The sequence below is a fragment of the Corynebacterium sp. HMSC036D03 genome, assembly GCF_001836185.1.
GTDB lineage: Bacteria > Actinomycetota > Actinomycetes > Mycobacteriales > Mycobacteriaceae > Corynebacterium > Corynebacterium simulans.
This window is the reverse complement of sequence record NZ_KV827718.1, coordinates 171,593-186,260: the sequence shown is the minus strand read 5'-3', so window position 1 is coordinate 186,260 and position 14,668 is coordinate 171,593. Positions and strand designations below refer to the sequence as shown.

The 14,668-nt window shown below is 61.3% G+C and carries 12 protein-coding genes and 1 tRNA gene; 6 read left to right on the top strand and 7 right to left on the bottom strand.

The genetic code is table 11. The features are described 5' to 3' along the window. Positions 1-95: 95 nt before the first annotated feature. Positions 96-2,006 (bottom strand): translational GTPase TypA, encoded by a 1,911-nt coding sequence (gene typA / locus HMPREF2692_RS02330; protein ID WP_070456224.1) that lies wholly within the window; start codon positions 2,004-2,006, stop codon positions 96-98. 411 nt (positions 2,007-2,417) lie between these two features. On the opposite strand from typA, the gene HMPREF2692_RS02325 reads away from it, so the two are divergent. Genes HMPREF2692_RS02325 through HMPREF2692_RS02315 form a run of 3 tightly spaced genes read left to right on the top strand, consistent with a single transcriptional unit; the run spans position 2,418 to position 4,611 of the window. Then, entirely contained in the window at positions 2,418-3,098 is a 681-nt protein-coding gene (locus HMPREF2692_RS02325) for an Rv1157c family protein (protein ID WP_070433469.1), read from the top strand. After that, the gene (locus tag HMPREF2692_RS02320) at positions 3,098-3,634 is read left to right on the top strand and encodes a ribonuclease FAU-1 family protein (protein ID WP_061921722.1); all 537 of its coding nucleotides are present in this window, start codon (positions 3,098-3,100) and stop codon (positions 3,632-3,634) included. The genes HMPREF2692_RS02325 and HMPREF2692_RS02320 overlap by 1 nt, the downstream gene beginning before the upstream one ends. Before the next feature lie 56 nt (positions 3,635-3,690). Then, complete coding sequence (locus tag HMPREF2692_RS02315) at positions 3,691-4,611, top strand: DUF808 domain-containing protein (RefSeq protein WP_070732858.1); 921 nt, start codon at positions 3,691-3,693, stop codon at positions 4,609-4,611. 34 nt (positions 4,612-4,645) lie between these two features. On the opposite strand, the gene zupT is transcribed toward HMPREF2692_RS02315, so the two are convergent. Further along, complete coding sequence (zupT, locus tag HMPREF2692_RS02310; protein WP_070822605.1) at positions 4,646-5,446, bottom strand: zinc transporter ZupT; 801 nt, start codon at positions 5,444-5,446, stop codon at positions 4,646-4,648. A 121-nt stretch (positions 5,447-5,567) separates the two neighbouring features. Between zupT and HMPREF2692_RS02305 the strand changes: the two genes are divergently transcribed. Next, positions 5,568-6,647, top strand: a complete 1,080-nt coding sequence (locus HMPREF2692_RS02305; protein WP_246817816.1) for a hypothetical protein — start codon at positions 5,568-5,570, stop codon at positions 6,645-6,647. A 32-nt stretch (positions 6,648-6,679) separates the two neighbouring features. Beyond that, complete coding sequence (locus tag HMPREF2692_RS02300) at positions 6,680-8,098, top strand: hypothetical protein (RefSeq protein ID WP_070732854.1); 1,419 nt, start codon at positions 6,680-6,682, stop codon at positions 8,096-8,098. Here HMPREF2692_RS02300 and selB read toward each other — a convergent pair. The 3 genes from selB to HMPREF2692_RS02285 form a co-directional block, all read right to left on the bottom strand. Continuing rightward, positions 8,095-9,879, bottom strand: a complete 1,785-nt coding sequence (gene selB, locus HMPREF2692_RS02295; RefSeq protein ID WP_070822603.1) for a selenocysteine-specific translation elongation factor — start codon at positions 9,877-9,879, stop codon at positions 8,095-8,097. The genes HMPREF2692_RS02300 and selB overlap by 4 nt on opposite strands. A gap of 3 nt (positions 9,880-9,882) precedes the next feature. Next, complete coding sequence (gene selA, locus HMPREF2692_RS02290; RefSeq protein ID WP_070496807.1) at positions 9,883-11,244, bottom strand: L-seryl-tRNA(Sec) selenium transferase; 1,362 nt, start codon at positions 11,242-11,244, stop codon at positions 9,883-9,885. Between the two features lie 46 nt (positions 11,245-11,290). Next, a tRNA-Sec gene (locus HMPREF2692_RS02285) sits at positions 11,291-11,385 on the bottom strand. A gap of 118 nt (positions 11,386-11,503) precedes the next feature. Between HMPREF2692_RS02285 and selD the strand changes: the two genes are divergently transcribed. Further along, the gene (selD, locus tag HMPREF2692_RS02280) at positions 11,504-12,493 is read left to right on the top strand and encodes a selenide, water dikinase SelD (RefSeq protein ID WP_070822601.1); all 990 of its coding nucleotides are present in this window, start codon (positions 11,504-11,506) and stop codon (positions 12,491-12,493) included. Here the strand turns inward: selD and nrfD are convergent. Together nrfD and HMPREF2692_RS02270 are read right to left on the bottom strand one after the other, a co-directional pair. Further along, positions 12,490-13,608 carry an NrfD/PsrC family molybdoenzyme membrane anchor subunit gene (gene nrfD / locus HMPREF2692_RS02275; protein ID WP_070822599.1) on the bottom strand — a complete coding sequence of 373 codons (1,119 nt, stop codon included), beginning with the start codon at positions 13,606-13,608 and terminating at the stop codon, positions 12,490-12,492. The genes selD and nrfD overlap by 4 nt on opposite strands. Further along, on the bottom strand, positions 13,605-14,663 hold the full coding sequence (locus HMPREF2692_RS02270; RefSeq protein WP_062041334.1) for a 4Fe-4S dicluster domain-containing protein: 1,059 nt from the start codon (positions 14,661-14,663) through the stop codon (positions 13,605-13,607). Before HMPREF2692_RS02270 ends, nrfD begins: the two co-directional genes overlap by 4 nt. Between the last annotated feature and the right edge of the window lie 5 nt (positions 14,664-14,668).

The following is a 14,668-nucleotide window of genomic DNA, read 5'->3' as shown; positions in this document are numbered from 1 at the left end:
GGCGCCTTTTGGCGCCCTTCGATGGTTCGAATGCAGGTTTTCTGGCAAAAGAAAAAGCGCGACCCCAAAACGGCCGCGCTTTAATCTCCTAAGCGTTACTTGTTGAGCTGCTTCGCACGGGAAGCTGCACGCTTACGGTCGGTAGCGGAAAGCTCGACCTTACGCACTCGCATGACGTTCGGAGCAACCTCGACGCACTCGTCGTTGCCACAGAACTCAAGCGCCTCGTCCAGGGAAAGGGTACGCGCCTTTGCCAGGGTGACGGTTGCGTCTGCGGTGGCAGAACGCATGTTGGTCAGCTTCTTTTCCTTGGTGATGTTGATGTCCATATCCTCATCACGGTTATTAGCACCAACGACCATGCCCTCGTAAGCCTCCATGCCTGGCTCGACGAAGAACTCGCCACGGTCAGCCAGCTGCTGCAGTGCGTATGCGGTGATCTGGCCGGAGCGGTCAGCAACCAGGGAGCCAGTCGGACGGGACTTGATCTCGCCTGCCCAGCTATCCAGGCCATCGGCGATGGAGTTAGCGATACCTGCACCGCGGGTCTCGGTCAGGAACTGGGTGCGGAAGCCGATGAGGCCACGCGCCGGAACGCGGAAGATCATGCGTACCCAGTCACCCTCGCGGACGTCCATGGACTGCATCTGGCCCTTGCGGGTAGCCAGCAGCTGGGTAACGGCGCCCTGGTACTCGGAAGGAGTATCGATGGTGAGCATCTCGTATGGCTCCATGGTCTTGCCATCGACAACCTGGGTAACAACCTGTGGCTTACCCACGGTCATCTCGAAGCCCTCACGGCGCATGTTCTCAATCAGAACGGACAGCGCCATCTCGCCGCGGCCCTGTACCTCCCAAGCGTCAGGACGCTCGGTCGGCAGAACCTTCAGGGACACATTACCGATAAGCTCCTGGTCCAAACGAGCCTTGACCATACGTGCGGTCAGCTTGTCGCCACCGCCCTGGCCAGCCATTGGGGAGGTGTTAACGCCGATGGTCATAGAGATTGCCGGCTCATCAACGTGAATCTGCGGCAGAGCAACCGGGTTTTCAACGTCAGCGATAGTATCGCCAATCATGATCTCTGGGATACCGGAGATGGCGACGATGTCGCCGGCAATAGCCTCGGTCTCTGGCTGGCGCTCGAAGCCGACGGTACGCAGCAGCTCGGCAACCTTAACGTTCTTGACAACCTCGTTGCCGTCCTCATCCCAGGAGATCCAGGCAACCTGCTGGCCCTTCTTGATCTTACCGGAGTAGATACGCAGCAAAGCGATACGGCCGAGGAAGTCAGAGGAGTCAAGGTTGGCCACGTGCGCCTGCAACGGGCCGTCGACGGAAGCGGATGGCTCCGGCAGAACCTCGTAGATGACGTCGAAGAGCGCCTGCAGGTCCTCAGCCGCAGGAACGTTGCCGTCGCCTGGGTTCTCGGTGGAAGCCTTGCCCTCACGGCCAGAAGCGTAGAGTACCGGCAGATCCAACAGTGTTTCTGCAGCAGCAGCTGCTTCCTCATCCTCTAGGCCGGAGGCGATTTCCAGCAGGAGGTCGTGGGACTCGTTGACGACCTCGTCGATACGAGCGTCTGGGCGGTCGGTCTTGTTAACGCAGATGATGACCGGCAGCTTGGCTTCCAGGGCCTTGGTCAGAACGAAGCGGGTCTGTGGCAGCGGGCCTTCGGAGGCGTCGACTAGCAGCACGACGCCGTCAACCATGGAGATACCGCGCTCGACCTCGCCACCGAAGTCGGCGTGGCCCGGGGTGTCGATGACGTTGATGATAAGGTCGCCGCCGTCCTTGCCCAGGCCCTTGCGGTGAATAGCGGTATTCTTCGCCAGAATGGTAATGCCGCGCTCGCGCTCCTGGTCATTGGAGTCCATGACGCGGTCCGTGTGCTCGCCGTGGTCACCGAAGGCACCGGACTGCTCCAGCATGCCGTTGACGAGGGTGGTCTTACCGTGGTCAACGTGGGCGACGATGGCGACGTTACGGAACTCGGTATTAGTCACTGGTGGGGTGCTCCTTAAAGCAAAGTTGGAACGCTTAAGCGCAAGATTTTGAACGGGGTCTAAATATACTCTGCAACTTTGCAATTTGCAGCATTGGAACACCCCTCTGAAGCGGGAAATCGCAGGAGCCAGCGTTTTGTAACAAATCTATAACCCCGGACGAAAGACGGGTTGAGACACACTTTCGCTTCAGAAACTGGCTTGACCGTAAGAAACTTGACCGCAAGAAAAAGGTGAATATTGTTACCAGAGATACTATTGTGACCAATGTGCCGAATGTTATTGTCAAGCATCTCGCACCCATTTCCGTCTCCTGCACCCAATTCAAGGAATCTGATAATCGTGAGCACCTCGAGCACCGCACCTAGCTCCGAGCACAACAACGGACACCGCCTCCGCGCGAGCTCCGGCATGATTGCTGCCGCTACCGCGGCGCTCATCGGTCTAGCTACTCCCCTTATCGCACCGGCCCAGGCAGACGCCCCGGACCTGGCCGCCCTGGAAGCACAGGCAATGTCGCACTCCCCGCTGGATTCGCTGGGACGTCCCAATGAGGCAACCCAGAATCGTATCCGCGAATTCGCCGCACAGCTATGGATTCCCAACGACATTCGCAGCGCCATCCTCTCCGGACTTGCTTTCAGCATGGGCCAGGGAGGTGATCCAGGCGTGAAATTGCCTGAGGGCCAAAGCCCAGCATTCCGCCAGTTCTACTGGCCTACCGTCTCCGCAAAATGCATCGGGGGCCAGGGCGATTCCATGGGTTCTGCCATCGCCGTCCCGGGCCCTACCAAGATGCCAGCACCGGGTGCAGGTCCAGGAGAGGCAGTCTTCCTCTTCACGGCACTAGGCACTTCCCCTGCAGCTAAGGAGCAGGGCAACATGAAGGTCCAGTGGTTCAACCTGGACACCTTCCAGTCCGGCGTTACCCCGCTTTTCAACAACGGCATCAACGCCGACGGCCCCACCACCGTCTCAGGCCGCGCCACCACGGGCAAGGGCACCGTCGTGGCCATCTTGTCCGGTTCCGTCAACACCCAAGATTCCGCGTGCGCATTCCCGCCAACTGCCGCCTTCCTTGAGGTCAATTAATGAGCGTCGATCTGCACCCTGTCAAGCAAGAAACCTTTAATACAGCGGAAAACATCAACGTCGATCCAAAAGGTTTCTTGCGCGAGGTAGACACCTACAAAGAAACCGAATTTGGTCTTTACATGGCCCGCGGTGCCAATCATCCGCGCTTTGGTTACCTCGAATCTTGGTTGCTGCCTGAACTGGGCCTGCGCGCGAATATCTTCCACTTCCGGGAAGGGGTTGAGGCACACCAGGACTTCTACTTCGATATCGCTGACATCGATAACAAGGATGGAGTCTGGACTACCCGTGACCTTTACGTCGATCTGGTCTCGAACACGGGCGAGCCAATCGACGTTCTCGACATCGACGAGTTGGCCGCAGCCACCTCCGCGGGTTTTATCTCGGCAGAAGAGGCAGAGCGCGCTATGGACCGTACCCTCGTCGCGGTTGAAGGCATTACCCGATACGGCGACGATTCCATGGCTTGGCTGCGCGCCCTCGGCATCGAACTTTCTTGGGCAGACTCTGTCACCCTGACGCCTGCGGAGTAGTTGCGTAAGATATTTAGGGTTATTTGTCCCTATCATATTAAGGATGCTTATTCCCCATGGCCGGTGGACTTTTTGCACTGCTTGACGACGTCGCGGTAATCGCTCGCGCGGCAGCCTCCAGCGCCGACGACGTCGCTGCCCTAGCTGGCAAGACCTCGGTAAAGGCGACAGGCGTCGTGGTTGACGATGCCGCCGTTACCCCACAGTACGTCTCCGGCGTTAGCCCAGCCCGCGAGCTGCCTATCATTTGGCGCATCACCAAGGGCTCGCTCATCAACAAGATCGTCATCATCTTGCCGATCGCACTGCTGTTGTCTTGGATTGCGCCGTGGGCGCTGACCCCCATTCTCATGTGCGGCGGTACTTATTTGTGCTTTGAAGGCGCAGAGAAGATCTTCCACTACTTCGCAGCGCATGGCGCAGAAGAAGAAAAAGAAGAACAGTCGGACACAAAGGATCCAGACGCCGAAGACAAGTTGGTCAAGTCTGCCGTTACCACAGACCTTATCTTGTCCGCTGAGATCATGGTGATCTCGCTCAACGAGGTCATTGACCAAAGTTTCTGGATGCGCCTAGGCGCGCTGCTCATCGTCGCCATCGTTATCACTTTGGCGGTCTATGGCGCTGTCGGCGTGCTGATCAAGATGGACGACCTTGGCATTAAGCTGCTGGAGCGCAACGAAGGCAAGTCCGCCGTCGGCAACGCCTTGGTCAAGGGCATGCCGGTAGTTCTGGACATCATCTCCGTCATCGGCACGGCGGCAATGCTGTGGGTAGGTGGCCACATCGTCATCAAGGGGCTGCACGAGTTCGGCATCAACCAGCCGCACGGTTTTATCCACCACCTGACCGAACCCATCTCCAACGGCGCGCTGTCCTGGACCGTAGATACCGTCTGTTCCATGGCCTTCGGCTTTGTCCTGGGCGCCATCGTCTTGGGCATCGTCACAGGCTTCAAGAAGGCTCTCGGTAAGTAGTCGCGAACCCCTCCAGGTTTTCTCGTCTACACGATTACAGGAACATAAGCAGCGACAGCGCCATCACTGCCATTCCGGCAATCAGCCCGTAGATGGCGTGGTGGTGTTCACCGGTTTCCTCTGCGGTGGGCAAAAGCTCATCAAGCGAGATGAAGACCATGATGCCGGCGATGGCTGCAAAGCTAAAGCCCATCGTGGCAGGCCCCATCAGCGGCAGCAGGAGAACGAAGCCCACCGCTGCCCCGACTGGCTCAGCGAGCCCCGAAACCGTAGCCCACCAGAAGGCTTTGGCTCTCGAGCCCGTGGCTTCCCGTAGTGGCACCGCGACTGCGATGCCTTCCGGAATATTGTGAATCGCAATCGCCACGGCTACCGGAATCGCGATACGTGGGTCTTCCAAGCCGGCGAGGAAGGTGGCAAAACCTTCCGGAGAATTATGAAAGGCCAAGGCGCAGGCCGTAAACACGCCCGTCTTCATCAGCCGCTTGCGGCGTGCTTCTTCTTCCGTGGTGGCAGGCTCGTGCGGATTAATCTCTTCCGGAACGATTCGGTCAATAACCGCAATTATCGCGATGCCGACGAAAAACGCGAGCACCACCGCCCAGGTTCCTGCCTTCTTTCCGCCAAAGGCATCCGTCAATTGCTCGAGGCCCGTCGGCAGGATCTCCATGAAAGAGACATAAAGCATGACGCCAGCCGAAAGACCTAACGCGGCAGCCATGAAAGCCGGACCAGCATGGCGTTTACTGACGGCGATGCCAGCGCCGATGGACGTCGATAAGCCGGCCAAGAGCGTAAGACCGAAAGCCACCGCCAAGGAAGACGCTGTATACATAACTTAAGACTCTAGAACATTAGCGCGCCCCAGCCCCCACTCCGTGGTGCGTAGGCTTTAAATGCGTAGGCTAGAAGCCTATAAACCTTTAAAGATTTGGAGGCCCTCGTTGGACGTGAGCATGTACCCACTAGCTAAAAGCTACTTCGGCGTCACTCACGTCGCAGTTCTCGAGCATGTAGTCCACTCGGTAGCGCTCAGCCTCCCGCTTTTGCACAAGGGGCCGCTTGCGCTGGCGGTCACGCTCGAGCCCGAGGCTTTCAGCGGCGGCTGGCGTGTGCGCAGCGAGTTTGGCATCTTAGGCTATCTCGACGCCGCGGAAACTGCGGAGTTTCCTGCCCTGCAGCGAGTGCGTGCTTCAGGGTTTAGAGTCGCAACTGACGCTACGGTTGAGCTCGTGTCTGAGGACGCGACTATCGACGTCGCGGTTAACCTCGGTCTTGCCCCGTGGATGGTGCCTGTCAATGAGCAACCCGCAGGCTCCGTACTGTTGCAGGGCGGCCTCGGCCTCCTCATCGATACCGCAACCGGGCAGCTTAATGAATCTCAACTTTCGCGCTTAATTACCCAGCAGATCTTCGTCTCGCTGCATCTGGTTGAAGGCGATATTGTCGCCGCTACCCCAGGCTTCGTCCTGGGCCGCGTGTGCACCACACAACAACAGCCACACCTCGGTGCGATCCTGGAACGTGGCAGTGCACAAGATGCCGCTATCGCTGCCCGTGCTTACTGCGCCGACGGCCGCATCGCTGTCGACGTGCCCGAGGTGGGCGCCACCGAGTTCTTCTCCCCCGCCGTCCCCGCCCTGCGCGTGCCGCCCGAAGCGCCCGCCATCCCTCCTGCCGTCGAGCCCGTGGCCACGCAGGCTTGGGAGACCGGCCTCGAGGCCGCAGACTTCCATGCCGGCCTGCCGCGCGGAGCCAAGAAAATCGCGCGCCTGGTGACTCTAGCGGCACAGCCTGCCCCGGAAGCAGTAGTAAAACCGGAACCAGCGGACAAACCTGAACCGCTGTCAGAGCCTGCACCGCGTAGCGAGCTCGCAAGCCTCGTCAACCACGTCCCAGGCCAACAAGCGTTAGCATGGCGGCAGCTTCCCGTCGCTGCGGCGCCGGGTCGCTTCTCCTCGGAGTCAGCGCGTGTGCGCGCACGACGCTCTGAACGTGCGGCCTCGCGGCAGCGGGGCGGGCACCACCGCAAGTAGACTTGCAGCTTTCCCACCGAAAGGACTTAACAATGCTTTCCCACAACCGGCGCTTGCTGCGCATCGGCGCGACCGTGCTGGCTGGCAGCCTCTTTTTGGCTGCCTGCGGCGAGGGCGAGTCCGCCAACCCGCGCATCATCCAAGGCTTGCACCAGAAAAAGCCGAAAGAGCCGATTGCCCGCCCGATGTCGGAGATGGTCCCAGCAGAGGTCGCCGCAGGACTCGGCAGCGAAAAGTACGGACTGCCCACCGCCCACGGCGCATCCATCGCATCGGGAGCGATGGAGCAATGCCGGGATTTCAAAGGCGATACCTTCCAAGCTGTTGCCGATGCCAAGACTTTGGAGGACCACGAAATCGAGGTGGACTACGGCCTCGACGATGCCGACATGAAGTCCTGGGATGGCATGTGCGCACCCATCAAATTCGAAGGCGCCAATGCCTTTGCCACCGTGGCGACAGTGCCGTTTAAACAGGACAAGAACGAAGTCACAGGCCCGATGCTCTACATCTTCAACGGCGGTAACGGCGCTCCCCTGGTCACCCAGCCTTTCGAGCTGCCGCAGGAATTTGCCGGGAAGAAGATGAGTGATTTCGCCATCACCCAGGTGGGCGAAAAGCTGGTCTTTTCCCTAAACGATGTGCCGGAGGACAAAGCCCCACAAATCTTCACGCTCTCGCTTGCTGATGCCACCTCAAAGACCGTCAATCAGCCAGAGCCGCCGGCGAATACCTCGCAGCGCCGCCTAGAGGAATTCCGCATTCAGGATTCCTATGTTTATATCGCCGAACGCAACAGCGAGGCCGGATATCAGCTCGTTGCTGTCGATGCCCTAAGCGGCGAGGAAACCGTCTTGGTGGATGCGGGTTCCCCGGGCTTCGACAACGTCGAGCTGCCGCCCGAGGCCAAGGGCTATACCTTGCTGCGCAACAACGACTTCCTAGTGGGAATCTCCGACAACGCAGCGCGCCCGACCTTTGTCTTCGACAAGCAGCAGGGCCCGCGCATGCTTGGCGATGCCTTCCCACTCGACGACCCCGGGGAACCCGCCCACGTCTCCAGCCCGACGGGCACCATCGTGCGCAATCACCTAACGCTGCTGGATAAGGATGCCGGCATCAAGGTCATCGATCTGGCCAGCGGCGAGCAGATGGGGGAAGTCTCCAACGAGGAGATGACTGAGCCTTTCGAGACCGAGGATTACAAGGAGAAGGGTATTTCTGCCATCTCCGACGGCCAGTCGCTCTACTTGTCTACCGGCAAGACCGAGGAATCCACCGAGCGCTACAAGCTCAACCTGGAGACCTTGGAGGTCGAGGAAAAGAACCCGAAGGCCGTGCCGCTCTTCGATACCCAGAACCTCTTCTTTGCTGGCTCCACCCTATTCGCCAACTTCGGCGAGGCCGGCGAGACCATCCCGGCCACCGGCGTTTACGCCTACTACGACTAAGCAAGCTCGCGCAGGCTGCCATCGAGGCGCCGGGTAATCCCCTTCGCATCCAGTTGCTCTAGCAGCGGGATGGCAACCCGGCGCGTGGTGCAAAGCGCCTGACGCGCCTGCGAGGTGCTAAAGGGCTGCTCGATTTCTTGCAGGCGGGTTCTTGCCTCCGCGACTGCCGCGGGCAGCAACACCACGCCGTCTTTTAGGCGCAGCAGTCTCCCGGCGCGCTCAGCTGCGGCAAGCTCTTTATTTCCTAGACCAAGCTCGCGTAGGTCCGCGGCCTCCGGCGCGGCGAAGGGCTCTCTCTTTAGCCGGCGCTCCAGCTCGGCAACGCCCGCTTCTGCCTCGCCCAAGTTAACCGCAGCGCCGGGCAGCCGAATAACGCCTTCGGCGGACTCCAGCTTCGCCGCGGCAACAGCTAGGTTGAGCAGGCTATCTTCTTCGACACCCAATACATCACGGGCGGCACCGCGCGGCAGGCCGACAGACAGCGGCTTAGCCGCCATGTGTTCCTGTACGGCATCATTGAGCGCCTGCTTCCACTGTCCCACCTGGCGGGCGGTTATCCACCACTTGTTAAAGGCAATCACCCCGGCAGGCGGCGCGGAGGTCTCATAGCCATCCTGTTCTAACTCGCTGAGCAACACGTAACCGCGGTGACGCAGGCTCTGTGCCGGATTGCGGTTGTCTTCCAGCTGCGCGAGTTCTTCCGCGCGGCGGGCTGCGGCTCCCCGCCGGCGCAGCGCGGGCGGGACGAGGTCAACAATTTCCACGCCGGCCAACACGTGGCGAGCGCCGGGCCCGCGCAGCACAAAGCGATCCCCCAGCTGAAGAGCCAATGGGGCACTGAGTCGAATGCGCGCGAAGTCGCCGCTGAGAGGTCGCACGCGTGCTTCCACGCCCGCCGTGCCGGTATGGGCGATGAGCTCCTGGGCAATGCCATCCAAGCTTTCGCCAGAGACCCGGCGCACGTCGAATTCTTGCGTGACCCGCCATGTGCTTGGGCTGAGCAGGCTATCGCCGCGGCTAATCGCCTCTGCCTCCACGCCGCGCAGGTTTACCGCAACGCGGGTGACTGGCTGGGCTGAGACAACCGCCGTATTTTCACTGTGCAGGCCGCGTACCTCGACTGGGACCAGCTCCCCGCCGCTGAGCAGATCAAGTCGATCGCCCACGGCAATGCTGCCTGCCCCAAGTGTTCCGGTGACCACGGTGCCCGCGCCCTTCACGCTGAAGGAGCGATCTACCCACAGGCGAACGCGCTGCTCGGCATCTGGAGCAGGCGCGGCGGCCAGCACGGTGTCGAGCTCAGCGCGCAGCTTCTCGATGCCCTCCCCGGTCTTAGCGGAGACCTCGATGATGGCGGCGTCGGCAAGCGCGGTGCCCGCGAGCTGCCTGCCTACCTCCCCGCGCACCTCCTGGCGACGCTGATCATCCGCACGGTCGGAGCGGGTCAGCGCCACGACGCCGTGGCTAATTCCCAGCGCGGCGATGGCATCGCGGTGATCGGTGGACTGAGCCTGCCAGCCTTCATCGGCGGCGACGACGAAAAGCACCACCGGTGCAGGCCCCAGGCCGGCCAGCATATTTCCCAAGAAACGCTCGTGGCCTGGGACATCAACAAAGGCAACATCGGCGCCCGAGGGCAGGTGCGTCCACACAAAACCCAAGTCGATGGTGAGCCCGCGGCGCTTTTCCTCTTCCCAGCGATCCGGATCCATACCTGTAAGCGTCCGCGCGAGCGTGGACTTTCCATGGTCCACGTGGCCGGCGGTGGCGACGACGTACATCTTTTACTCCTCAGGCTGTAGCTTTTGGGCTTTGCGGATGGCCGCGATGAGCGCGGCGTCTTGGGAGGCAGGGATGCAGCGGACATCGATAAGACACTGGCCCTGGTGGACGCGCGGCAGCACGGCCGACTGCCCAACGCGCAGAAGAGCGGCGAGCTCTTCCGGCAAAGCCACGGCAAAGCCTTCGAGCGGGTACTCAGGTGCCCCACCACCGCCAACACGTCCGGCGTGTGCAACCACCTCGCCGCCTACCGCCTGCGCCACCTCTTCGGTGCGGCGGCGGTACTCGGCGGAATCAATATGCAGGGCCTCCTCGACTGCATTCACCGGCGCATTCAGCGCTGCTTCCAGGGCGTTTAGCCGCAGCTTATCGATGCGCACCGCACGCGCGAGCGGGTGCTTCTTCAACAAAGCAATGGCCTTCTTGGTGCCCAAGATGATGCCGGCCTGCGGCCCGCCGAGCAGCTTGTCACCAGAGGCAATGACCACGTCCGCGCCGGCATCCAGCTGCTCGCTGAGGCTCGGCTCCTCGGGCAGGGTCGGGTCCGGCACCAGCAGCCCGGATCCCAGATCGACGATGAGGCTGACCTGCCCCGCGCCCTCTCCGCGAGACTTGTTGTGCTTCTTCAGTGCCCCACGCAGCTGCGGCACATCCACGGCGGTGGTAAAGCCCTCGATGCGAAAGTTGGAAGGATGTACCTTAAGCACCGCGCCGGTGTTATTACCCAGCGCAGCCTCGTAGTCAGCGAGGTGGGTGCGGTTGGTGGCGCCAATCTCTTTGAGTACCGTGCCGGAGGATTCGATGAGTTCCGGCAGCCGGAATCCGGCGCCGATCTCGATGAGTTCGCCGCGGGAGATAATGACTTCCTTGCCAGGGGCAAGAGCGGCGGTGGCCAGCAACAACGCTGCAGCTCCGTTGTTGACCACGAGCGCATCTTCCGCGCCCGGGCAGGCTGCAAGCAGCGCATTGATGGCGCCGCGGCCGCGGTCCTTAGAACGCACGCCGGCCGGAAGATCGAGTTCGACGTCGGTGTAGGCGGCGGCATCGGCAAGCGCAGCGATGGCAACCTCCGGAAGCGGCGCGCGGCCCAAGTTCGTGTGCACGATAACCCCGGTGGCGTTGAGCACCGGGCGCAGGCTATACGGGCTTGCGTTGTTTAGAGCATCCCGGACCTTGGCGGTGACATCCGCTGGCGCGATGGCTCCCCTTTGCGCCTGCTTGACGACGCCCCGGATAGCAGCGCGCACTGCATGTTCCGCGAGCTTCTCGCGCGCGGCTTGGGCCTCCGGCAGCGCCAAAAGTTGATCGGTACGGGGGATGTTGCGGCGCTCGTCCTGCCGCTGCGAATCGCTCTTGCTTGTCACAAACGTTCCTTGGGTTGCGGGGAGATGCCACGGGTGCCAGATACGCTGGCGGAGACGGACAGGAATCGAACCTGCCAGACCGAGCTACTCGGCCTCACCGGTTTTGAAGACCGGGGCGCCCACCAGGACACGTACGCCTCCATCGCAAGAGTTTACACTTAGGCCAATTCAGCCAGCCCCCTGCCCAGCACCGCGCCCGCGCGAATCCACAAAAGCACCATTGTCCCAGCGTGTTGCCAGCAGTTGTACACTCGGAATAATGAACGACATTTTGTTGACATCTTTTGCAGCAGGCGGCGGATGCGCCTGCAAAATCCCGCCGGGCGAGTTGGAATCGGCCGTCGAAGGCCTCGTGGGCAAGGCCGATCCGAACGTCTTGGTGGGCCTCGATGACGGCGACGATGCCGCGGCTGTCAAGATTCAAGATGGCCTGGCGGTAATTTCCACCGCGGACTTTTTCACCCCGATGCTCAACGACCCTTATGACTGGGGCCGAGTGGCGGCAGCGAACGCGCTTTCTGACGTCTACGCCATGGGTGGCACCCCAGTCACCGCCATCAACCTGGTGGGTTGGCCGCGTGAGGTACTCCCCCTCGACGTTCTGCGCGAGGTCTTGCGCGGCGGAATGGATGTCGCGACGCAAGCTGGTATCTCCGTGACCGGTGGCCACTCAATTACCTCGCCGGAGCCAATCTACGGCATGGCGGCCACGGGCATCGTGGCGCCGGAGAAGCTGATGCGCAACGACACTGCGGAAGCGGGTCTTCCCATCACGCTGACCAAACCCATCGGCGTGGGCATCTTGAACAACAAGCACAAGGCCACTGGTGAGGTTTCCCAAGCGGCCGTGGACTCAATGACCACGCTCAACCGCGAGGCCTCCCGTGCAGCAGTTGAGGCTGGCATTTCTGCAGCTACCGACGTCACCGGCTTTGGCTTGTTGGGCCACCTCTACAAGATGATGCGCGCCTCCGGCATCGCCGCTGAGCTCGACGCCAGCTCGGTTCCGGCCGTAGAAGGCGCCAAGGAAGCTCTTGCTGAGGGCTTTATTCCAGGCGGCTCCCGCCGCAACCTGGACTGGGTCCGCCCACATCTAACCAACGAGGCTGGCCTGAGCGAAGAAGAGCTGGTCTTCCTCGCTGATGCACAGACTTCCGGCGGTCTGCTGCTCATCGGTGAGGTACCTGGCTACCCGGTCATCGGACGCACCGTCGCGCACGACGGCGGGCCTTTTATTCGGCTTACTTAAGCTACTGAAGTAATCACCGAATGACGCAGCCCTTCCTGCGCGCGGGCACGTTCAGCCCGGCGTTTTTGAGGCGCGATGGTCGTGGCTGGGTCTTTGACCGCTTCGATGCCGCCGTTGAGCACACCGAAGCGGGTGCAGGCGGAACCAGCCATGAGCGAGAGGCCGGAGACCACCGAAAGCGCACGTGACTTGGTAGCCGCGGCCAGTGCGGTGCCCATGCCACCGGCGGCGATGAGGTACTCGCTGGCCTTCATCAACTTGCCTGGGGTGCCGTTGTGCAAAGGCGCGACGGTCTCAGGCTCCATGTTTTCCTCCATGACCTTGGTCATGACGAGGTCGCTGGCAGCGGCAGCCATGCCCAGAGCGCGGGCCGGGCCGGCGCTATCGACCGGAGTAAAGACCATGGCGCAGCCGGAGGCAGCGGCAGAGGCCGAGGAAACGAACACATAAGGAAGATGCTGCTTGGCGTCGTTCCACGTCGGGTTCGAGGTATTGCCCAAAAGCACCGCGGTATATCCCGCCAGTGGCCCACCCAAGATGCCCGCCGCCACGCCGGCCGGACCGGCAGCGGCACCAAGAGCCTTGCGCACGAACTTTGGCACAGGCAGCTTCTGCTTGGTCAGCTTGTCCGCCTCATACAAAGCCGGCAAGGAAGAGGCCGTGGCAAAGGTGCCCAGAATCCACGAGCCCACGCTCATCGGGGAGGTCACCTTGAATACACGAAACATGTTAAGCAGGCGCTCAGGGCGGCCGAGGTCCAAAACCAGGAACACAGAGCCGCCCGCGGCAGCGCTAAAGGCCGCCAGGCGGGTACTGCGCGCCAAGGCTTCATTCTTGGTGGCCTGCGCGCCAGCCGCCAGCAGTGCGGAGCCGCCAGAGACACCGCCCAAGAACAGGTAGGCGCCAATGGGCCACTCCCACGGCGGAGCCTTAACTACAGACTTGCCGTAGTAGGAGGAAAACTCAAAGTCCTCCGCCATACGCTCTTCTTTAGAACCATCCTGCGCACCGGCGCCAACCCGCTTGCGCTTCTTCTTTGGCTTGGTGCCGTCGAACTTGCGGTAGCGGTTAGCGCGCGCTGGTTGCGGCGGGCGGTACTCGTCGAATTCACTCACTTGCGGCCTCCCATCACGAATGCGCCAGCGACGGCCAAGGCCATGCCACCGATAGCTTTAGCTGCGGTCTTATACATCTGCGGCAAATCCGCAGTAGGAACCCGCGGGTCAGGCGGAAGGCCATAGACCTCCGGGGAATCCAGCAACAGGAAGATGGACCCGGTTCCGCCGACGCCGTCGTCAGGATTAGCGCCATACAGGCGCGCCTCGGTAAGCCCCTGCTCGTGGAGGACCCGCACGCGCTCCTTCGCCGCGGCGAGCATCTCTTCATAGGGGCCGAACTGGATGGAGTCGGTTGGGCACGTCTTTGCGCACGCTGGCTGCTCGCCAATCTTGAGGCGGTCGTAGCACATGGTGCACTTCTGAGCGACGCCGAGATTCTTGATCGGCATCTTCTTCCCCGGTACGTGGTCCTCGCCCTGTGGTTTCAGCTGCGCCAGCTTCTTGAACACATTAATGCCAGCGTGGTCATCGGGCTGAAAATCGACGGTAGCCGTCTTATCAGTCTTCAGCGTCACACCGCCGTCATCGCGGCGCTCAATGACGCCGAACGGACAGCCGGCAACGCAAGTACCGCAACCGTTACACACGTCATCCTGCACAACCACCGTGCCGAACTCGGAGCGGAAGAGCGCGCCCGTTGGGCACACGTCCAAGCAGCCCGCGTTGGTGCAGTGCTTGCACACGTCAGAGGACATGAGCCAACGGAAGTCACCGGTGTCCGGCGGCGTGGTATCGACCTTTTCTAGCTGCGACCCGAAACCGGGCATGCCGAGGGAGACCAACTGACGGCCTTCCTCACGTGCCTGCTCGATGCGCTCTTGACCTTGTTCGATGAAGGCCACGTGGCGCCAGGTATTAGCGCCCAATGAGCCGGTGTTGTCGTAAGAGTCACCGGTTACCGCATATCCCTCAACCGGGTTGCGGTTCCATTCCTTACAGGCCACCTCGCAGGCTTTGCAGCCAATACAGATCGAGGTGTCCGTAAAGAAGGCCATGCGGTTATAGGACTCGTAGCCGTGCTGATCGGCTTTTTCAGTAAGCAAATTAGCCATGAGCT

Bases quoted from the DNA above. Each gene is read 5' to 3' on its own strand.
- HMPREF2692_RS02325 (WP_070433469.1), top strand. From the start codon at position 2,418: ATGATTGCTGCCGCTACCGCGGCGCTCATCGGTCTAGCTACTCCCCTT.
- HMPREF2692_RS02320 (WP_061921722.1), top strand. From the start codon at position 3,098: ATGAGCGTCGATCTGCACCCTGTCAAGCAAGAAACCTTTAATACAGCG.
- HMPREF2692_RS02315 (WP_070732858.1), top strand. From the start codon at position 3,691: ATGGCCGGTGGACTTTTTGCACTGCTTGACGACGTCGCGGTAATCGCT.
- zupT (WP_070822605.1), bottom strand. From the start codon at position 5,446: ATGTATACAGCGTCTTCCTTGGCGGTGGCTTTCGGTCTTACGCTCTTG.
- HMPREF2692_RS02305 (WP_246817816.1), top strand. From the start codon at position 5,568: ATGTACCCACTAGCTAAAAGCTACTTCGGCGTCACTCACGTCGCAGTT.
- HMPREF2692_RS02300 (WP_070732854.1), top strand. From the start codon at position 6,680: ATGCTTTCCCACAACCGGCGCTTGCTGCGCATCGGCGCGACCGTGCTG.
- selB (WP_070822603.1), bottom strand. From the start codon at position 9,879: ATGTACGTCGTCGCCACCGCCGGCCACGTGGACCATGGAAAGTCCACG.
- selD (WP_070822601.1), top strand. From the start codon at position 11,504: ATGAACGACATTTTGTTGACATCTTTTGCAGCAGGCGGCGGATGCGCC.
- HMPREF2692_RS02270 (WP_062041334.1), bottom strand. From the start codon at position 14,663: ATGGCTAATTTGCTTACTGAAAAAGCCGATCAGCACGGCTACGAGTCC.